We start from the raw sequence: 19823 nt of genomic DNA on the forward strand, positions 1-19823 counted from the left end.
GAAAGTTGGGGCTGGGGAGCTGTTATCGTCGTGGTAGGTTATGTTATCAGCTGAAAATGAAAAATGATTTAATCGTTGGCCAGGTAGAGAAAACCTTGGAATTCTAGGTTCAAATCATCCAACGAAACAATATAAAAGTAAACACCTGAAGGTAGGCCACTGTCTCTATTGAGCACAAAATTGTTCTGGTTAGAGAAACCATTGAATTCATTAGTGTAATTGGTCTGGTCAAAAACCTTGCTTCCCTGACGATCAAAAATCATCATATGGTTATTGGGCGATAAGGCCAATTCAGGAATTTCAAGAAAATCATTGATTCCATCGCCATTGGGTGATACAAAGTAATTTTCCAAGTCAAGAAAATCACGGGGTTCGCCAAATGCACCGAAAGTCAACACTTCATAATCATCGGGAACGAACGAACCCGAAATAGCCACCCCATTAACCAAATCACCAACAGAAGCAGGTCCGCCGAGCATTTCCCATTGATTGGTAATTTTGCTCCATCCGACCATAACAATTTCCTCGACATCGTCGCTTAGGCTACCGATTTCACTTCTATCGTTCCAAGAAAGCTGTACCGATGAGAGAACCGAGCCTTCAAGCCTCCAAAACTCAATAGTGCTTATGGCATCAATGCCGCTGGCGCGTGTATTGGTATTAAAACTTTGAAATTCGCTCGGGGTGTTCGGGTCTTCAAAAAAATAGGCCGCTTTGGCCAAATTGTTTACCGCTTCAGAATTTAGGATTAGCGGTCTCAATTGTTCGGAATCCCCCACGGGGAAATAAAATTCTTGCTGTTGCCATACACTTGCGTACCCGTCTACCTTACTAATATTACTTTCGCCCGAAGGTAGGGCGAGCTCTAAGAAGTTAAGCGTGATACCGGGCTGGGCCGGAATGGTAATCACATCGCCGGTAATAAAATTGGCAATATTGTCAACATTGACCGGAGTATTTAAAAAAGTGCCGCTTTGGGTCATAAACTCAACATCGAAAAAGGTAGGGGGTAGGCTACCACTAATATTGCGGTCAGCATTGCCATAAAAACCTGCCAAGCCGCTGTTTTCATCAAAAATACCGTCGTTGATCAAGTCGGTATGAAAACCTATTTCGCCCCCTTCATGAATGCGTAGGTTGCCCGTGTTGTATAGGGCTGTTTGGGCCTGTAGGGAAACACCTAGAAATAGAAGCGGTATGTAAAATTTATTTCTCATAAAAGTGCTTTCTATTTCTGAAGAAGTGACTTGATTTCTTCCAAGTCTTTTTTCATGGCCTGAACTTCATTTGCCAAGGCTTCTTTTTCAGCTTTTAGTCTATTGATTTCTTTTTCTTGAGCAATGGTATGTAAAAACAGTTCTTCTATTTTTTCGAGGTTTTGAAGGTTAGAAGCACTTAAATTCCAATGTCCATTTTCTTCGGCCTGCACAGCAGAGGTCACACCAGGTAAATGATGATTCTTTTTAATAAAAGCTTCAACTTCTTCTAGATTTGAAAAATGGTAACTTTCTTTAAGTTCAGAGGTTCCTAAGTAATATTTTTGAAATACATAGTCTGGAACTTGGATAGTGGTATTATTGGAAATAAAATTACCGTCGGCACGAATATTTCCGGCAACATGGAGTTTTTCGACTGGAGAATCGGTTCCAATACCTACATTTTGTAAATCATCAATACGAATTACCTCAATTCCACCTGTGGCAAAGGCTAATTGTGTAACACCTGCTCTAAACATGCCAATTCCAGATTCAGTATAAAAGCCATATGACGGGTTGCTGGGTCCTCCTGCAATTGTGCTAGGGGGCGCTAAAAAACCATTTCTAGTTCTAATAGAACCATTAACATCCAATTGACTTTGTGGTGCACCCGGGAGCCCGCCTATACCAATATTACCTCCTCCAGTATCAAAAGATAAGTCAAATCCATCCAGGTCCAAAGTTCTATTTGCCTCTAAAGTTAAATTGGAGTTCCCTATATTTTGGGGACTTACATTATTAATATCAGCCAAAGCAATGGTCACGGTACCCCCTGCCGAATCGGTTAGGGTCAGGGTATCATCGTCGCCATCCGCATCGGTGTCGGATACTGTAAGGCTGGCATTGGTGGTGTCGCTTCCGCTGTTGATATCAGCCAGAGCTATGGTCACGGTACCCCCTGCCGAATCGGTTAGGGTCAGGGTATCATCGTCGCCATCGGCGTCGGTGTCGGATACTGTAAGGCTGGCATTGGTGGTGTCGCTTCCGCTGTTGATATCAGCCAGAGCTATGGTCACGGTACCCCCTGCCGAATCGGTTAGGGTCAGGGTATCATCGTCGCCATCGGCGTCGGTGTCGGATACTGTAAGGCTGGCATTGGTGGTGTCGTTTCCGCTGTTGATATCAGCCAGAGCTATGGTCACGGTACCTCCTGCCGAATCTGTCAGGGTGAGGGTATCATCGTCGCCATCGGCGTCGGTGTCGGATACTGTAAGGCTGGCATTGGTGGTGTCGCTTCCGCTGTTGATATCAGCCAAAGCAATGGTCACGGTACCTCCTGCCGAATCTGTCAGGGTGAGGGTATCGTCGTCGCCATCCGCATCGGTGTCGGATACTGTAAGGCTGGCATTAGTGGTGTCGCTTCCGCTGTTGATAGATGAAAGTGCAACTGATAGTGATGTGCCATCTGAATCAGTTAGTGTTAAAGAGTCGTCAGTACCATCAGAATCTGTATCAGTCACCGCAAAAGTTGAATTGGTTACCCCCCCTGCACCCCAAACAGTTTCACCTGCAGCATTGGTGGTTAAAACTTGTCCGTCGCTTCCTGCTCCATTTCTAGCAATCAGGTTGCCGTATAGTTGAATATCCCCATTGTTCTTGATTGTAAACGCCTTATCAGAAGTTAATTGTGGAGCTTCTCTACCAGTATTATTTTGGTTCAGTACAAAATGAAAATCACCAACTCCAAAATTGCCGGTTCTTTGAAATATGATAGCCCCTTTGCCATCATTAAATCTATCATTGGCAAATAGAATGCCTACTGCTGAGCCGGCAGACTCTTGCCTATTTTGTATTTCTAGAGGAAATGATGTGTTACCTCCTACGTTATCAATTATGTGTACTTTGGTATTGTTGTTAATCGCTTGGCCGTCTAAACCAATACCTAGAGCTCCATAGGCCCTACCACTTACCACACGGGCATCATAATCCCAGATAAGGCTCGGGTTGCCATTAGTAGGATGAAATGCCTGAGCAGGGTCACCATTAACATCAGCAAAGAATAGCGATTTTGATTGGCCGGTATGGCTTGCTGCAGAAGCTATTTCCCATTGGCCATTGGTTTCACTCCATCTCATGATTTGGCCGTCTGTATCCGCCCCCATATTACTAAAGTCCTCAAGAGCAATGGTACCATCTTTAATTTTTAAGGATGTGATAGAATCATTTTGGATGGTAAGCACTCCGGCATTATCCATAGCGGCATCGCCACTAATCGTGAGTTGTTGTGCAACGTCTCCCGTACCGCCAATGAGAATACTACCATCAGTAAGTGCTCCGCCTGACGCAACCGTAGCATCAACATATGCTTTAGTAGCGGCATCTTGATTAACCGTAGGGTCTTGTAAATCTTTAATCTGTAAATTTCCGGCACTGTTATTTGTTGTGAGTACTTGGCTTAAAGCAGGTGTTGCCCCTGTAGCCGGTACGTTGGCCCATACCACATTACCGCTTCCGTCGGTACTTAAAAACTGACCTGTCGTCGTTGATGGTTCAATTTTGAAAGGGTCTGCACCAGTTCCGATTCCCGTTAAAGTAATTCCGTCGACAACCTCTGTGGAGCCTCCACCACCAGCCAAAGAACTTAAATCTACTTGCCCGCCTGTGGTGAGATTATTGCTGATGGTCAGTACGTTGGTAGTAGTGTTGAAAGTTATATCTTGAATTTCGTTGGTAGTATCGGTATCTACTCCGGTCACATTTATCTGGTATGGGGTAGCGATGGTGCCATTTCCGGCAACTTGAGTATTGGTACCTCCAATTATTCGAGTGTCGGAACCATTTGAAGTAGGTATAGTTATCGTATTACCGTTCGTAATGCTCAGTTGGTCTCCAGAAATGGATAGGTTTTGTAATTCGTTGGTAGGGCTTTGATCCGTATCAGCCGTATTGGCTGCGGTATTGGCATCTATCTCGGCCTGTAATAAAGAATCGTCGTAAAATGCACCATTGTCAGAACCGGCTTGTATCACATTACCTGCATCGCCACTAATAATATCGGCGTTGGTAATAAAACCTTCATCATTGGTGAAATCTGACAAATTGATATTATCGTTATCCAAAGCAAAGGCACCTACCGAGTTTTCAGAAAGTTTGTCTTGAGTTACCGAATTGTTTTGAAGTTTTCCCTGCCCTATCGATCCATCTTGAATATCAACACCATTAATACCTCCATTTACAATTTGCTCACTATTGATACTATTGGGGGCAATCTCAAAATTGCTTCCGTTTTCTGTTTGGGTAATGACAATGGTGCTGATGTCATTGACTAGGGGGTCAGCAGTAAGATTGCCACTACTACCATCGCAAAGATTCACCCATTGGGTACCATTATAGTAATAGACACAATTGGCGGTAGTGTTATAAACCAAGGCACCTCTATTAGGTACAATATTGGTCATTTGCAACGAATCTACTCGGGTAATGACCAAAACTTTATCATTACTCTGTAGCTCTAACAAAGAGTTGGCGTCGATTGTTTGGGGATCATCGCCTATTTTAACCTGTGCCGTAACGGCGGTGGTCATTAACAGACCGATGAAGAGAATAGGTAATGCAATACGATTCAGCATATGATCAAGATTTAAGGTATTAGGGTCAACAAAAATAGAATTATCCGGCTAGATTGCTAATTAATAAGGTCGAACTACCGTTAACTGCTGTTGAATGGTGAAAGTTTTTTATTACAAGAGCCATCTCTGGCGATAACGTTAGAAAGCGAATTAACAAAAGTTTAGACGGCACGGTTTTTTTTAGACCCCAACATGTATTTTCTTTATAAACATTTTTGTTTTTTGGTGATTGGCCCGCCGAAAATGACTTGTTTATTTTTTGAGGCCAAGAACTAAAATTATATAATTAAACAATCCAATGAAGAATATCCCTACCCTTATACTGGTACTTTTTTTAACACTCAATGCCTTTTCTCAAGACGGTGAGCGACAAATAGTGAGAGGTACGGTACTCTATAGAGATGTACCTGTACCCAACGAGAATGTCATTAATATTACTTCCGAAGATGCAGTTATTTCAAATGACGGAGGACAGTTTGCGATTGAGGCAAAGGCGGGGGATGAATTGGCATTTACCGCCGTAAACTATCAGATGATAGTGGTTAAATTGACCGAACAAATGATTGCCAATGGTCGTTTGGTGGTGGAAGTGAAGGAGAAAGTAACCGAACTGGACGAAGTGGTCGTTACACCGGAAAACAGAGAGCGATTCTTGCAAGTTCAAAATGAGGAGTTTAAAGAGGTAGAGTACGAAATCGACCGCTCGACCGAGGTTGAGAACATAGCATTGAGCCGTTCGGAACGTGGCATGCAAGACGGAATTAATTTTGTGAATATCTTTAAGGCATTGACCAAATCAATACAAAAGAACGACAGCCCAAAAGCTAGATTAAAAATGAGCCAAGTGCTACGTCAGGTATATGATGATGAATTCTTTGTGGTCGATTTAAAACTGTCACAAGCCCAGATTGATGACTTTTTGGTATATGTTGATGGTAAGGTACCTGAAAACAATCTACTTCTCAAGCAGAACGAATTTCAACTGATCGATTTTTTGGTCAACCAAAGCGAGGCATACCGAAATCAAATGAATGGCGAGAAATAGCATCACATTTCTGATTCTTTTGACCCTTACGCTTCCAAGCAAGGCGCAAGAACTTTTTCAAAAAGAGTTGGAAGGTAGGGTCTATAGTAAGGATGGAGATGTAGCCGCCACCCACGTTCTTAATATGACAACCGGCAAGGCCGCTATTACCGATATCAATGGTTTCTTTTCCATTATGGCCAACACGAACGACACCTTGCTATTCTCGGCGGTTCAGTACAAAAAAAAAGAAATCGTTATAACCTCGGAAATGCTGGAATCTAAACTGCTTTTAGTGCCTTTGGAGGAAAACCTGACAGAACTGGAAGAAGTAGTGGTTATGCCATATAATCTCTCTGGAGACGTAAGTAGAGATGTCAATCGTATGTCCGTAGGTCCCGTAGTTACCGCCTCTACCTTGGGCTTGCCAAATGCTTATGCCGTTTTTCCGAGTCAGGCCGAGAGATTGCTCAACGAGGCTACGACCGGAGGAGGATTTATTCCGCTAAACCCTATTCTCAATGGCATATCGGGCCGTACCAAAATGCTAAAAAATAGAATAGCCCGAAATGAAAGGTATGCCCGTACACAGCGGGTACGTAATTTTTTTGCGGATTCTCTTTATGTTCAAGAGTTTGAAATTCCCGAAGATAGAATAGCAGAGTTTATGTATTTCTGTGAAGTCGACCCTAGTTTTCAATCCGTGGTCGACACTCATGATCGATTGAGAATCTGGGAATTCATGCGACGTAAAAGTAAGGTCTATAAAGATAACAACGGACTTTAATTGGCCGTATGGCATGGGTTTTGTTTATTTTTGCAGCATAGAAACAAGCATATGGCATTCACAAGAAAAATACTTTTTCTTCTCGTCTTACCGCTTTTGTCATTTGCGGTGGCCCACAAATTTTATGTAAGCGTAACCAATGTTAACTATTCTGAAAAAGATGAGGCTATTCAAATAACCTCGAGGGTTTTTATCGATGATTTCGACCAGTTATTATTGGCCCGGTATGATCTCGATGCCGAATTGGCTTCCGAACAAGAATCGCCCAAGGCAGATACATATATCGAAAAATACCTGCGCTCTAAGTTTTTGGTATCAATTAACGGCCAGCCCGTTTCATATGACTACATTGGCAAGCAATACGATGCTGATGTTGTGGTACTCTATATTGAGGTGCCCAAGATTGATTTGAGCAAAACGACTTCCATAGAAATAGAAAATGAGATTTTGACCGACCTCTATGATGAACAACAAAATGTGGTTCACATAAAGGTAAAAAACAAGAAGAAAAGTTTCGTACTTGTCAAATCGCATACTAAAGGTATGTTAAACTTGTAACAATCAGTTAACATATCCTTAAAAAACTTTATTTTTCACGGATTATAAACTAACGAGTAAATGAACAGATTTAAGTATCACATTTTCGCTGTTCTCACCATGTTCGCTGCCTTGGCGAGCGCACAAGATCAGCAAGAGAAAAAGGAAAGAGAACCAGGGCACTACAACCAAAGCAGATTCAAACAATTGTACGAAGAGTTTGCTACCCCGAATAATTATCGCTCTGCCTCCGGAGCCCCAGGGCCTGATTACTACCAACAACAGGCTGATTATGTAATGGATATTGAATTGGATGACAAGAACGCCAAGATATTTGGTGAGGAAACCATTACGTACACCAACAACTCCCCTGATAATCTAGAGTATCTGTGGGTACAGTTAGATCAAAATGTAAGGGCGAAGACTTCAAAATCTCCTTTGAGGGATGGTGGCGGTGTGCCAATGGCCGAGCAAGCCGGTGCTTTCGTTCAAAAATATATTACCGAGCCATTTGATGGTGGCTTCGTTATTGACTACGTAAAAGATGCCAGTGGAAAGGCTTTGCCCTACACTATTAATCAGACGATGATGCGTGTTGATATACCGCAGCCGTTGAAAAGTAAAGAACAAATCTCTTTTTCAATCAAGTGGAGTTACAACATTCCTGACCATACCGTTAACCGGGCTCGCTCCGGTTACGAATATTTTGCTAAAGATGGTAACCGCGCTTATGTAATTGCACAGTTTTTTCCGAGAATGGCCGTGTATAGCGATGTAGAAGGTTGGCAGAACCATCAGTTCTGGGGAAGCGGCGAGTTTGCCTTGCCTTTCGGAAACTATGAAGTTAATATCACCGTGCCGGCGGATCACGTTTTAGATGCTACAGGAACATTGCAGAATAGAAAAGATGTTTTCTCGAAAGAGATGATGAGCCGTTATGAAAGGGCCAAAAAATCTTATGATAGGCCAGTGATCATCGTGTCTCAAGAAGAGGCCGAAGCTGCCGAAAAGAATTTTTCGACCAAAAAGAAAACCTGGAAGTTCAAAGCCGAAAACGTACGTGACTACGGTTTTGCTACTTCTAGAAAATTTATTTGGGATATGCAGGCCGTAAAGGTCGGTAATCGAGATGTTATGGCGGTTTCCTTGTATCCAAAAGAAGGAAATCCTCTTTGGGAAGAGTATTCTACCAAAGCGGTAGCCCACACATTGAAATCATATTCTTCGCATACGTTTGACTATCCCTATCCCAAGGCTATATCCGTACACGCCAAGAATCAAGGTATGGAGTACCCAATGATCTGTTGGAATTACGGTAGACCCAATGAAGATGGTACGTATTCCGACAGGGTAAAATACGGTATGATCAGTGTAATCATTCACGAAGTGGGTCATAACTTCTTCCCGATGATCGTTAATTCAGATGAGCGTCAATGGGGTTGGATGGATGAAGGTCTTGATACTTTTATGCAGTACATGGCCGAGCAAGAATTTGGAGAGATTTATCCGGAGGCGATTGCCCCGAACTCAAAATATCCGTCAAGAAGGGGCGAGCCTTCTAAAATTGTGCCTTATATGGCAGGTGATCAAAGCACGATTGCACCCATCATGTCAAACCCTGAAAACGTATATCAGTTAGGGCCTAACGCTTACGGTAAACCGGCAACGGCCTTAAATATTCTTAGGGAAACCGTCATGGGCCGTGAATTGTTCGACCATGCCTTTAAAACATACTCACAACGTTGGAAATTCAAACATCCGACCCCTGAAGATTTTTTCCGCACAATGGAAGATGCCTCAGCCGTTGATTTAGATTGGTACTGGAGGGCTTGGTTCTACACTACCGATTATGTTGACATCGGCGTTAAGGGAATCAAAAAGTATTATGTTTCGAACAAGCCTAGCAAAAAGATGCAAGAATACATGGCGGCACGCGATATTAGCGAAGATGATCTGCCACCATTGGTTTATCTTGCCGAAGAGGGTAGCGAAGACGCCGACCCCGATTTAAAGGGTAAGTCTCCATCAGAATCATCTCAATCCCTTAAAGAATTCATGATGGACAATATGACCGAGAGCGAGCGTGCTTCGGTAAAAGAACCGAAATATTTCTACGAGGTTACCTATGATAAACCAGGTGGAGTACCCATGCCTTTGATTGTTGAGTACACCTATGCCGACGGTACTACAAAGAATATTACTTATCCTCCGGAAATTTGGAGAAAGAGCGACAAAGAAGTTAGCGTGGTTATTTCATCTCAAACAGAGCTTACCGGTGTGGTAGTCGACCCAAAAATGGAGACTGCCGATATAGATGTGACCAATAATACTTGGCCAGCTAATGAGGGTCCTTCTGATTTCGATAAGATGAAAGAGAATATAAAAGGGAAGTAAATTTCAATTTTCAGATTGATCAGACCTGTTAGGTTATGCGATTTACCATTAAGGTGATGCATAAAAAAACCTAACAGGTCTTTTTATGTAGCGAAGCTATTCTTCACTATATTTGTCTTATGTATATGATGCAATTTCTATTCATTAGTGGTGGCGAGATATTCTTTATCATGTTTATCGTCGTCATGGTTTTCGGTGCCGATAAGATTCCTGGTATAGCCAAGGGATTGGGAAGTGGTATGCGCCAGTTGAAAGATGCTACCGAAGATATTAAGCGTGAGATTCAAAAAAGCGCAGAGAAGCAGGGTATAGATACGAAGTTCGTTGATGATATCAAGAACGATATAAACGATGTGAAGGATAACCTTACCTCAGGTATCGGTACCGATATTAAAAAAGAAGTGGATCAGGTTAAGAAGAGTGTAGACGATGTGACCGGAACCATTAAAAGAAGCTAAATTTTGCTTGAACGAATTCTTGAATGGGACAGGCAGACATTTATCTATCTCAATAATCTTGGTATTGAGGATTACGATATTTTTTGGACGACCGTAACCAATTTCAGTACCTGGATTCCTTTTTTCGTATTTGTAATCTATCTAATCTTTAAAAAGTACCCCAAAAGGGAAGCAATTTTTGTTATTGCTACCATATTGGTCATGGCACTTTTTGTCAATACTTTGACAGACCTCACCAAACAGACCGTGGCTCGCCTAAGGCCTAATAATGATGAGGATATCAATACCTTGATACGTATTTTAAAAACCCCGACCACCTATAGTTTCTTCTCAGGCCATTCTTCCAGTTCTTTTTCGATTACTACCTTGATTGTACTCTTTTTAAAAGACCGCTTTAAGTGGAGTTGGTTGTTTTATATCTGGCCCATCTTATTCGTAATGAGTCGAATTTTTGTAGGTGTGCACTTTCCGGTAGATATCATTGTGGGCAGTGCGGTAGGTATTGCTTCCGCTTTTTTCTTTTATTTTTTATATGTGAGGTTTATAGCACCCTCGTTAGGGTTAAGCCATCCCTGACAGGTAATAGAACGGTTTCTACGCGAGGGTCTTCCTTCAGTTTTTTGTTATAGGATAAAAGTATCGGTGTCACCTTATCTTTCTTTTCGATGGGTTCTACCACTTTGCCAGACCAAAGAACGTTGTCGGATAGTATAATGCTTCCCGGTCGTGTCTTTTGAAGTACAAGCTCAAAATAATCAGGATAATCAGCTTTTTCGGCATCAATAAAAACTAGGTCGAAGGTAAGATCTAATTCAGGTATTATTTTCTTGGCATCACCAATATGTTGAAATATCTGATGGCCCCATCCACTTTTTTCAAAATAGCGGTGTTGAATTTCATAAAGTTCTTCATTGATGTCTATGGTGTGCAGCTCTCCGTCTTTTTGTATTCCTTCTGCCAAGCACAAAGCTGAATAACCAGTATAGGTGCCAATTTCTAGAATATTTTTAGGGGATATTATTTTTGAAAGTAGGCTCAATACCCTTCCTTGAAAATGGCCCGTTAACATTCTGGGGCGTAAAACCTTTAGATGTGTCTCTCTGGTAAGCTCTTGAAGAATTTGAGGTTCTTCTTGCGAGTTTGCCTCAATATAACTTTCCAATATAGGGGAAAGAAAATGCATATGCCTTTATTTTTTACAAATATACAGTACTTTAGAACTCCACCTGAAATTCGAAAACTGTTACTATGAATAGCTATAAAGTGAGAACCGCTAGAATCGAAGATTTAGAAACCCTATTGAATTTTGAGCAGGAAATAGTGAAGGCCGAACGGCCTTTTGATCCTACCATTCAAAAGGGAGATATTAGTTATTATGATATAAGGGAGTTGATTCTAAGCCCAGATGCCGAAGTGGTGGTCGTAGAATACAACGGAAATGTAGTGGCATCCGGGCATGCGAGAATTAGGGAAGCCCGGCATTATCTAGATCACGAGACCTATTCATATTTAGGTTTCATGTATACAGACCCCAACCATAGGGGGCAAGGGCTTAATGCCAAAATTGTTGATGCCTTACAGGCATGGACGACCAAAAAAGGAATTAAAGAGATTAGGTTAACTGTTTATAATGATAATGAAGCTGCGGTAAGGGCCTATGAAAAAAAGGGTTTTAAAAAGCATATTATCGAGATGCGTTTAACGGAGTAAATAGGCTTTGAACCAGATAAATTTCTTTAGGTAATCGTATTTTTGAAAAAATTCGGTTTTATGCAGTTTGAAAATACTTTGAGTTTTGCCAAATCACTTGATTTAAAAGATGAACTCTCCGATTATAGGTCTCAATTTCATTTCCCAAAGGTCAACAATAAACCTGTAGTTTATTTTACGGGAAATTCATTAGGTCTTCAACCTAAGAGAACCAAAAAGTTTGTAGATGAGATTATGGCCGACTGGGGAGACTTGGCCGTGGAAGGTCATTTTCATGCCTCAAAACCTTGGTGGGACTACCATGAAAGGTTGGCCGAGCCTTTATCGCATATTGTGGGTGCAAAAAAGGAAGAAGTATGCGTAATGAACACGCTGACCGTCAATCTGCACCTATTAATGGTGTCTTTCTATAGGCCAACATCAAAGAGGTTCAAAATACTATGTGAAGAAAAGGCGTTTCCTTCCGATCAATATATGTTGCAAAGTCAGGTAAGGCATCATGGCTTTGAACCTAGTGAGGCCCTTGTTGAGGTGGCTAAGCGAGATGGAGAGCATTATTGGCGAACGGAAGATATTTTGGCCAAAATCGAAGAGATTGGCGATAAACTTGCCTTGGTTTTAATAGGAGGTGTCAATTATTATAATGGACAAGTCTTTGATATGCAAACCATCACCAGAGCGGGTAAAGCGGTTGGTGCCAATGTAGGGTGGGACCTCGCCCATGCCGCAGGAAATATTGAACTTGAACTACATGAATGGGAGGTAGATTTTGCCGCTTGGTGCAGTTACAAATACATGAACAGCGGGCCAGGCAATGCTTCGGGTATATTTGTTCACGAAAGGCATTTAAAGAATGATAAGCTTCAGCGCTTTGAAGGTTGGTGGGGTACCAAAAAGGATACCCGGTTTTTGATGAAACCAGAATTTGAATCGACCCACACTGCAGATTCTTGGCAATTGAGCAACCCACCGGTTCTTTCATTGGCCCCTTATTTGGCTTCTCTAGAGATGTTCGATGAAGTGGGCATGGAGAAGTTGATCAAGAAGCAAAAATTGATTGTCGCTTACCTTGAGTTCGTTCTGAGGGAAATTGATAAGGAAACCGAAGGATCTTTTGAAATTATCACACCGGCAGATCGAGGTTGCCAATTATCTGTATTTCTGCACGGCCAGGGTAGAAAGTTATTCGACTATCTTATGGAAAATGGAGTAATTACAGATTGGAGAGAACCTAACGTAATTAGATTGGCGCCAGCACCTTTTTACTGTTCGTTCGAAGATATGTACCGCTTCGGTCAAATTTTAAAAAGCGGTATTGAGCGGTAAAATCTTAATTACTTAAAATATCCGAAGAGCTGATTTTCTCTACAATAAGGCCTATTTCTTTTTTGAGCTTGTCTTCGTCAATCGGTTTTTTTATGATGTGAAGGGGCTTTGTTGCCATAGCCCTTGCCAACGTCGGTTTGTCAGAGTTTCCTGTTAGGTATACAAAAGGTATTTGATATTTGGTATGTATGATTTCTCCCAAATCAATTCCACTAAGGTCACCTGTAAGTCCGATGTCCAAAAAAATTAGGTTGGGTTTTTCAGATTCCAAGAAAGTAAGTACATCATTACCTAAATCTAGGGCTCCTATCACTTCATGCCCCAGTGCCGTTATTCCAGACTCTAAAAACATTTGAATAATAAAATTATCCTCAACAATCAATACTCTTAAATCCATAACTCAAATAATTTTCAGTTTCATTAATCAGAACATCTCCTTAATAAAATAATAAGATTCTATGAGATTTGTTCTATTTCTTTAAAAGAGATGATATAATACGTACCCTTTTTGGTATTGTCTTTTTCAATGTTACCGCGCAGTTGCAGTACCAGTTTGTGAATGAGCTTTAGCCCTAACGACTTGGTGTTCCTGAAATTTATCTTATCGGGAAAACCTATACCATCGTCGCTTACAATTAATTGATAGTTGTAGTTACTGGAATTCAGTTTTTCCAGTTTGATAAAAATGGTGCCTTTTTCTTGACCTTTAAAACCATACTTTAGTGAATTGGTTATTATTTCATTGATAATCAATCCTAAGGGTATTGATGTGTCTAGGTTTAGGTGTACGTTGTTTATTTCGGTGACCAACTTAATATCGCTACCACTACCTTTCATTGATTGAATGAGCGCAGTAACCAATTCTTTAATGTAGGCCTCATAGTCAATTTTACTTAAATCACCGCTCTTATATAGCATTTCATGTACCATACCCATTGAATTGATTCGGTATTGGCTATAACGGAAAAGCATCTTTATATTTTCGTCGGTGATAAAGCTAGATTGAAGGCTCAAGAGGCTAGCTACTACCTGAAGATTGTTCTTAACCCGATGATGAATTTCTTTAATTAGGGTATCACGTTCCTTTAACTGGCTGGCAATGTTTTGATTTAATCTAGTGATTTTTGCATTCTTGTTGTTAAGGGCGTAGGTTATGATTAGAAGAAATAGCACGAAGGCAGATACCAATAATGCGGTGCGATAGGCCGCTTTTTTAAAATTGGATAACTTAGTTTCAATTTCATCTGTTTCTGAACGTGTGTAGATAGTCCAAAATTGATTGCCTTCTAGACTTAGTTTTTTATAATAATAAAGGGGTTGGTCATAGTTACCCCGTGCATCTAAATCTTCTTCAAAAGATGTGTAGAGTTTTTTCTGCTCGTCATAAAATATTTGGTTATCTCCATTTAACAGTCCAATATTTTGCCCTTTAAAAGTGTCAAACCAGTTTTGAATGTTCAGATTCAAGCCAATAACACCTGCTCGTTTATTTGAAGTATAAAGCGGACTAAAAAATCTAAGGGTAGGGCGGTAAGGCATTTCAATCAATCCATTTTCTTCATTGAGATCGAGTTCTGATACGTACACATCGTTTCTACCGACGTTGACAGCCTCCCTAAAATAATAACGATCTTGTTTGTTTTGTAGTTTTTCAGGTGGTGTGATGGTAACTTGATTGTCGGTATTTTCTACCTTGACCAACTCATTGCCGGCCATATCAATAATTCTGGCTTGAAAATAATAGTCATCGAGTTCAACAAACTTGGCTAATTTTCGAGAAATCAATGGCATTTCGTCATTGTTCATCATTTCAAATTCGACCATATTACGTATCATCGTAATATTCTTTTTGCTTATCTCATATAGGTTTAGAAATCTAGTTTCAGCATCCTTAAGCCTGTTTTGTGCTTGTCCATTCTCAATCTCTAGAATGTTGCTTTGATAGGTATTAATACGACGCCAAGCGGAGGACCATAATAAGATGTTGGTTATCAAAAAGATAGCCAATGAAATTATAATCAGATTAACTTGGGTTAATTTGAACCTCATTTTCGGTTGAAAGTTGTATTGTCAGATTTTCAGCTTTACGCTAAGTGAATTACGATAATTAAATCTAAAGGGTGAAATTATTGGTAATTTTTTAACATAACATTTTTTAATTAAGAAATAACCTACTATAGCCTGCGTAAAAGGCTATATTAAATTATCGATATTATGATAATCACCAATAACTCAAAAGGGGAAATAATGTGCTCTATCAAATTTACATAATTATTTCTATGGGTTGAAGGGCAGTTTAATTCATCTTCTGATTGATGTTCAAAAGCCATTTTTCATTCATCTTTTTCGGTTATCTTCGTCGGTCTTATCAAATAGCCGATGAAATCTCTTATTACCATTTTGACGAATGCCCGATACTTTGGTCCTTCATGGGTATTCGCCAGTATCAATATTCTCTTTGGTACTTGGGCGATATACATCCCCACAGTAAAAGAAAACTTGCAAATTGATAAATCGCAATTAGGTTTTGCCCTTTTCTTTTTGGCTTTGGGTGTTTTTACCGTTTTTCCTTTTGCGTCGACAATTATCAATAAAATGGGAGTTGGCAAGGCTACCAGAAATGGGGTTATATTTAGTTGTATTGCCGCAATGTTACCTTTATTGGCGCCCAATTATTTTACTTTGGCAGCTTCACTATTCATCTTTGGGGCTTCGAATGGTTTCACCGATATTTCAATGAATACCTTGGTTACGGAAATTGAAAAAGAGGATAAACAAAAGTTCATGTCCGCAAGCCACGGATTTTTCAGTTTAGGTGGTGTTTTGGCCGGTCTGGGTAGTTTTTTAATTGGTCCGCTAAGTAACCCACCTTTACATATGGCTTTGGCAGTTGTTTTGGTGGTAGTGGTCAATGCATTCTTTTACAGAAAATATCAAACTGTGGTTGCGGCCCCGGAAGAGAAAGAAAGTTTTAGCTTCGGACTTTTTAAGCCTCTATTGTTTTTAGGATTGATATCGTTCGTTTCAATGGGCAGTGAGGGGGCTATAGTTGATTGGAGCGGTCTTTATCTGAAGGAAATAAGTTTAGCGCCCGAATTTTTGTGGGGCGCCGGGTTTTTAGGCTTTCAACTTACGATGACCATCGGCCGGTTTTTAGGGGATGGAATCAGTTCTAAAGTCGGTTCGGTAAAAATGGTAGCAATGGCATCTGTCTTGGTCATTTTGGGCTACTCTTTTGTCTTGACTACACAGGTTTATATAAGCATCTTAGGGTTTGCCATCAGCGGCCTAGGCTTTTCGGTGATTATACCCGAAGTTTTTAGAATCGGCGGTAATGTGAAAGGTGTCGATTCGTCACAGGGGGTCTCTTTTATCGCGGGTACCGGTTATGCCGGCTTTTTGGCAGCACCGCCCATTTTAGGTTTTCTTGCAGATTCTTTTTCCCTTTTTACCTGCTTTGTGGTTTTGCTTTGTTGTGCTTTTGTAATTCTGGGCTCTACCTATGCCTTGCATAAAAGAGGAAGGTAGAATTTATTTGAGTTTTGCTTCCAAATTAGTAAAATAGAGTTTAAAACTACCATCTTCATTTTGGTGCATCTGCGCAAGGTTCAATCCGCCAACATCTTTGTAGTCTTCCCAAGTGGTTATCATTGAAGGCTCCTCTTGATTACCTCTCCTAAAAACCCATTCGTGAACTTTAAAATCATCGGTAAAATAGAAATCGTAGGCATCACCAGGGGTATACCCACCCTCTTGGTTGTAGGTAACTGTCAGCTTTTGCATTTCTTTTTTGCTGAGGGGGGCTGAAACCTTGGCGTTGTGCTCGGTCGTAATGCTATTTTCATCCCACAAAATATTGATGGGCGCCATCAGCCAATATTTATCATTGATAAACCCTCCATTTGTCTTATTGGCGATACTGTCCATTTCATTTCTGTTATAGCTAAGGGTGTCTTCCGCAGAAATAGCGGTTACCTCGTTGGTCTTCGTTTTCCAGATCCAAGTTCTTTCAAAATGCGAGGTGTCGCGGTCAACATTGAACGTAAATTTGAGTTCTTCAATATTTTGCCAATTCTCATATCCGTTAGCATAGGCTATCTCTTCTAAAAGAGAAAGTTCTTTCTGCTCCGGTTGGGCTTCGGTCTTTGGGTTGTCTTTACAAGAATAGAAAAGAATGGCAGTTATAGCGATTACAAGTAGCGGTCGTATCATCATTGAAGTTTTCTCAAATATAATCTTTTTGTGTTAGCAATCATTAGCTGAGTCACTTAAGAAAAAATAGGTGAAGCCATCATATATTTGTTAAATAGGGCTCTTGGGACAAGGCAATTGAATATCTTCCTAGGAATTTTGCCAAGAGATCTATTTAAATAAATTGCTTAATTTTGGTAGTAACAAAATACATAAAATGAGTTCTAAAAAAGGAAAAGTTCAAGAGGCTATCGACCAAAAATTATTGGAGGAAAGAAAAGTATTCCTTTGGGGTATGGTTGATGATGATTCGGCCAAGCACGTCATCGATCGTCTTTTGTATCTAGATATGCAGAGCAATGAAGAAATTCAATTGTTCATTAATAGTCCGGGTGGTTATGTTACATCGGGTTTTGCCATGTACGATACCATTAAATCACTTAAAAGCCCAGTTTCAACTATTTGTACAGGTTTGGCGGCCTCAATGGGCTCTATTCTTCTTTCTGTTGGAAAAAAGGGGAGAAGGTTTATTCAACCCCATGCCCAAGTTATGATTCACCAACCAAGTGGGGGTGCTCGTGGTCAGGCTTCCAATATTGAAATTCAAGCAAAAGAGATTATCAAAACCAAAGAGTTGAGTGCCCGAATATTGGCTGATAACTGTGGTCAAGATTATGAAAAGGTCTTGAAAGACTTCGATAGAGATTACTGGATGAACGCCGAGGAGTCTATCGAATACGGTATTGTAGACGGAGTCTTGGAATAAGATTTAAGGTTCTACATTAAAAAAGTCCTTCGCAAATCTATTGTGAAGGACTTTTTTTTGAATATATATAGGCGCTGACGCGGAATGTTTTTCTTTATATACGCTACGCAATTAGTGTTCAGATGGTCTGTGAAAGTTAAATAATTACTAAATAGACTTTAAAACCTTTCCGGATGCTCAATAACCTCTTGAGCTCTACTTTTCAATTTTTCTAGTTCATCTTTTGGCTTTTTGTTCAACAAGTTCATCATCATTGCCATTCGGTTGTTGTTTTCAAAATGAACTCTTTTTTCATCAAGGAAATTCCAATAAAGCGAATTAAATGGGCAGGCCTTTTCTCCTATTTTTTTGGTATGCGAATAATGGCAATCTTTGCAATAATTGCTCATTTTATTAATGTAGTTGGCACTACTTACATAAGGTTTGGTACCCACAATGCCACCATCGGCAAATTGGCTCATTCCGCGAGTGTTGGTGATTTCTACCCACTCAATAGCATCGATATAAATACCCAAATACCAATCGTCAACCTCCTTTGGGTCGGTCATGGTGAGAAGTGCATAATTACCGGTCACCATTAAACGCTGAATATGATGGGCGTAAGCTTCATCTAAACTTTGTGTTATGCAGTTCTTCAGGCAATTCATTTTGGTGTCACCGGTCCAGTAGAAATCAGGTAGCTTGTTTTTGTTACCAAGTTCGTTCAATTGGGAATACTTGGGCATTTCTTTCCAATAAACGCCTCTCATGAATTCTCTCCAACCTAGAATTTGCCTAATGAAACCCTCAATTTGCGAAATGTCTATAATGCTTTTATTTTCATAGTAATGGTCAAGTACTTTATCAATTACCTCTTTTGGTGAAAGTAGCTTGCTGTTCATGGCGAACGATACTCTTGAATGAAACAAGAACTTTTGGTCGGTATGCATGGCATCTTGATAATCGCCAAAATGTTCCAAAAGGTTCTTGCAAAAGTAATTGAGAACGGTTAGGCAGTCGGTCCTGGAAGTAGGCCAGTTGAATGAAGAAGGTTCGATATGGCCAAAAGTTTCGACGTTGGCCTTTTTGAGGTCTTTTAAAACCTCCTCTACATTTTTTCTAAATCCTCTTTCATGTGGTATTTCCGGCTTTCCTGGCCATTTTTTTCTATTACTTTGGTCGTAGTTCCACTTGCCGCCTTCAGGTTGGCCGCTTACCATCATGATATCATGTTTTTTCCGCATCATGCGATAAAAGTTCTCCATGACTATTTGTTTCCTGTTTGAGAAGAAATTTTTTAGCTCATATCTACTGGTATAAAAATGTTCAGTATCACAATTTGAACATGTTACGTTTATTGAGTCGCATATTTCTTTCAGCTGTATATCCAATCGATATTCGTCGGGCAGCAAATATTCAAACCTTTCGGCTTTGCTTTTTTTCAGGGCTTCTTTGATAATTTGGTCTAACTGCTGGCTGTTGTTATCATCGGTAATCTTTAGATATATAAAATGATGGCCCTTGTCGGTCATTTCTTCGGCAAAAGTTCGCATCGCACTAAAAAAAGCGACCACCTTCTGTATGTGGTGCTTAACATAATTAGTTTCTTGCCGCATCTCTGCCATCAAATAGGTGATATCGGGGTCGGTGTTTTGAAACCAGCTATGTTTATGGTTCAATTGGTCGCCCAAAATCAAGCGTAAAGTTTTCATCTGTCAGGGTTTTAATTTGATGGAGGTATGCAATTAATACATGTAGCGATAAAAGCATTGATGCTTTCAAATTTTATATGAACCGTATTTAACAGTATATTTGCTCGAACAGAA

17 protein-coding genes are annotated in these 19823 nt (G+C 40.4%); 10 read left to right on the forward strand and 7 right to left on the reverse strand.

From position 1 onward, the window contains the following. Positions 1–68: 68 nt before the first annotated feature. Both D1013_RS06030 and D1013_RS06035 read right to left on the reverse strand, forming a co-directional pair. Complete coding sequence (locus D1013_RS06030; RefSeq protein ID WP_121848012.1) at positions 69–1217, reverse strand: T9SS type B sorting domain-containing protein; 1149 nt, start codon at positions 1215–1217, stop codon at positions 69–71. Between the two features lie 11 nt (positions 1218–1228). Then, positions 1229–4825, reverse strand: coding sequence for a beta strand repeat-containing protein (locus tag D1013_RS06035; RefSeq protein WP_121848013.1), 3597 nt, complete (start codon positions 4823–4825; stop codon positions 1229–1231). Between the two features lie 298 nt (positions 4826–5123). On the opposite strand from D1013_RS06035, the gene D1013_RS06040 reads away from it, so the two are divergent. The 6 genes from D1013_RS06040 (at position 5124) to D1013_RS06065 (ending at position 10601) form a co-directional block, all read left to right on the forward strand. Continuing rightward, on the forward strand, positions 5124–5870 hold the full coding sequence (locus tag D1013_RS06040; RefSeq protein WP_121848014.1) for a BamP family beta-assembly machinery protein: 747 nt from the start codon (positions 5124–5126) through the stop codon (positions 5868–5870). Then, the gene (locus D1013_RS06045; protein ID WP_121848015.1) at positions 5857–6636 is read left to right on the forward strand and encodes a carboxypeptidase-like regulatory domain-containing protein; all 780 of its coding nucleotides are present in this window, start codon (positions 5857–5859) and stop codon (positions 6634–6636) included. The genes D1013_RS06040 and D1013_RS06045 overlap by 14 nt, the downstream gene beginning before the upstream one ends. A 51-nt stretch (positions 6637–6687) precedes the next feature. Then, positions 6688–7194, forward strand: a complete 507-nt coding sequence (locus D1013_RS06050; RefSeq protein ID WP_121848016.1) for a DUF6702 family protein — start codon at positions 6688–6690, stop codon at positions 7192–7194. A gap of 60 nt (positions 7195–7254) precedes the next feature. After that, on the forward strand, positions 7255–9567 hold the full coding sequence (locus tag D1013_RS06055; protein ID WP_121848017.1) for a M1 family metallopeptidase: 2313 nt from the start codon (positions 7255–7257) through the stop codon (positions 9565–9567). A 119-nt stretch (positions 9568–9686) separates the two neighbouring features. Then, positions 9687–10025 carry a Sec-independent protein translocase subunit TatA/TatB gene (locus D1013_RS06060; protein WP_121848018.1) on the forward strand — a complete coding sequence of 113 codons (339 nt, stop codon included), beginning with the start codon at positions 9687–9689 and terminating at the stop codon, positions 10023–10025. Positions 10026–10028: 3 nt separating this feature from the next. Further along, entirely contained in the window at positions 10029–10601 is a 573-nt protein-coding gene (locus D1013_RS06065) for a phosphatase PAP2 family protein (RefSeq protein WP_121848019.1), read from the forward strand. Here D1013_RS06065 and D1013_RS06070 read toward each other — a convergent pair. After that, positions 10567–11208 carry an O-methyltransferase gene (locus D1013_RS06070; protein ID WP_121848020.1) on the reverse strand — a complete coding sequence of 214 codons (642 nt, stop codon included), beginning with the start codon at positions 11206–11208 and terminating at the stop codon, positions 10567–10569. The two genes, D1013_RS06065 and D1013_RS06070, sit on opposite strands and share 35 nt — an antisense overlap. A 65-nt stretch (positions 11209–11273) precedes the next feature. Between D1013_RS06070 and D1013_RS06075 the strand changes: the two genes are divergently transcribed. Together D1013_RS06075 and kynU are read left to right on the forward strand one after the other, a co-directional pair. After that, positions 11274–11735 carry a GNAT family N-acetyltransferase gene (locus D1013_RS06075; protein WP_121848021.1) on the forward strand — a complete coding sequence of 154 codons (462 nt, stop codon included), beginning with the start codon at positions 11274–11276 and terminating at the stop codon, positions 11733–11735. Between the two features lie 60 nt (positions 11736–11795). Then, positions 11796–13061: a kynureninase gene (gene kynU, locus D1013_RS06080; RefSeq protein ID WP_121848022.1), complete on the forward strand. Its 1266-nt coding sequence runs from the start codon at positions 11796–11798 to the stop codon at positions 13059–13061. A gap of 4 nt (positions 13062–13065) precedes the next feature. Here kynU and D1013_RS06085 read toward each other — a convergent pair whose 3' ends face one another. Together D1013_RS06085 and D1013_RS06090 are read right to left on the reverse strand one after the other, a co-directional pair. Then, positions 13066–13458, reverse strand: a complete 393-nt coding sequence (locus D1013_RS06085; RefSeq protein WP_121848023.1) for a response regulator — start codon at positions 13456–13458, stop codon at positions 13066–13068. Between the two features lie 59 nt (positions 13459–13517). Further along, complete coding sequence (locus tag D1013_RS06090) at positions 13518–15110, reverse strand: sensor histidine kinase (protein WP_121848024.1); 1593 nt, start codon at positions 15108–15110, stop codon at positions 13518–13520. Between the two features lie 330 nt (positions 15111–15440). Here D1013_RS06090 and D1013_RS06095 point away from each other — a divergent pair, with 330 nt between their 5' ends. Beyond that, complete coding sequence (locus tag D1013_RS06095) at positions 15441–16589, forward strand: MFS transporter (RefSeq protein WP_121848025.1); 1149 nt, start codon at positions 15441–15443, stop codon at positions 16587–16589. Positions 16590–16592: 3 nt separating this feature from the next. Here D1013_RS06095 and D1013_RS06100 read toward each other — a convergent pair whose 3' ends face one another. After that, a complete protein-coding gene (locus D1013_RS06100) occupies positions 16593–17276 on the reverse strand; it encodes a hypothetical protein (protein ID WP_225621496.1) in 684 nt (227 codons plus the stop codon). Positions 17277–17469: 193 nt separating this feature from the next. On the opposite strand from D1013_RS06100, the gene D1013_RS06105 reads away from it, so the two are divergent. Then, positions 17470–18018: a ClpP family protease gene (locus D1013_RS06105; RefSeq protein ID WP_121848026.1), complete on the forward strand. Its 549-nt coding sequence runs from the start codon at positions 17470–17472 to the stop codon at positions 18016–18018. Positions 18019–18176: 158 nt separating this feature from the next. Here D1013_RS06105 and D1013_RS06110 read toward each other — a convergent pair whose 3' ends face one another. Continuing rightward, positions 18177–19709 (reverse strand): cryptochrome/photolyase family protein, encoded by a 1533-nt coding sequence (locus D1013_RS06110; RefSeq protein ID WP_121848027.1) that lies wholly within the window; start codon positions 19707–19709, stop codon positions 18177–18179. Positions 19710–19823: the final 114 nt, after the last annotated feature.

It is taken from the genome of Euzebyella marina, assembly GCF_003687485.1.
GTDB lineage: Bacteria > Bacteroidota > Bacteroidia > Flavobacteriales > Flavobacteriaceae > Euzebyella > Euzebyella marina.

Excerpts from the sequence above, each read along its gene's own strand:
- kynU (WP_121848022.1), top strand. The coding sequence starts at position 11,796 with ATGCAGTTTGAAAATACTTTGAGTTTTGCCAAATCACTTGATTTAAAA.
- D1013_RS06090 (WP_121848024.1), bottom strand. The coding sequence starts at position 15,110 with ATGAGGTTCAAATTAACCCAAGTTAATCTGATTATAATTTCATTGGCT.
- D1013_RS06110 (WP_121848027.1), bottom strand. The coding sequence starts at position 19,709 with ATGAAAACTTTACGCTTGATTTTGGGCGACCAATTGAACCATAAACAT.
- D1013_RS06035 (WP_121848013.1), bottom strand. The coding sequence starts at position 4,825 with ATGCTGAATCGTATTGCATTACCTATTCTCTTCATCGGTCTGTTAATG.
- D1013_RS06055 (WP_121848017.1), top strand. The coding sequence starts at position 7,255 with ATGAACAGATTTAAGTATCACATTTTCGCTGTTCTCACCATGTTCGCT.
- D1013_RS06040 (WP_121848014.1), top strand. The coding sequence starts at position 5,124 with ATGAAGAATATCCCTACCCTTATACTGGTACTTTTTTTAACACTCAAT.
- D1013_RS06105 (WP_121848026.1), top strand. The coding sequence starts at position 17,470 with ATGAGTTCTAAAAAAGGAAAAGTTCAAGAGGCTATCGACCAAAAATTA.
- D1013_RS06045 (WP_121848015.1), top strand. The coding sequence starts at position 5,857 with ATGGCGAGAAATAGCATCACATTTCTGATTCTTTTGACCCTTACGCTT.
- D1013_RS06030 (WP_121848012.1), bottom strand. The coding sequence starts at position 1,217 with ATGAGAAATAAATTTTACATACCGCTTCTATTTCTAGGTGTTTCCCTA.
- D1013_RS06075 (WP_121848021.1), top strand. The coding sequence starts at position 11,274 with ATGAATAGCTATAAAGTGAGAACCGCTAGAATCGAAGATTTAGAAACC.
- D1013_RS06095 (WP_121848025.1), top strand. The coding sequence starts at position 15,441 with ATGAAATCTCTTATTACCATTTTGACGAATGCCCGATACTTTGGTCCT.
- D1013_RS06085 (WP_121848023.1), bottom strand. The coding sequence starts at position 13,458 with ATGGATTTAAGAGTATTGATTGTTGAGGATAATTTTATTATTCAAATG.
- D1013_RS06100 (WP_225621496.1), bottom strand. The coding sequence starts at position 17,276 with ATGATGATACGACCGCTACTTGTAATCGCTATAACTGCCATTCTTTTC.
- D1013_RS06070 (WP_121848020.1), bottom strand. The coding sequence starts at position 11,208 with ATGCATTTTCTTTCCCCTATATTGGAAAGTTATATTGAGGCAAACTCG.
- D1013_RS06050 (WP_121848016.1), top strand. The coding sequence starts at position 6,688 with ATGGCATTCACAAGAAAAATACTTTTTCTTCTCGTCTTACCGCTTTTG.
- D1013_RS06060 (WP_121848018.1), top strand. The coding sequence starts at position 9,687 with ATGTATATGATGCAATTTCTATTCATTAGTGGTGGCGAGATATTCTTT.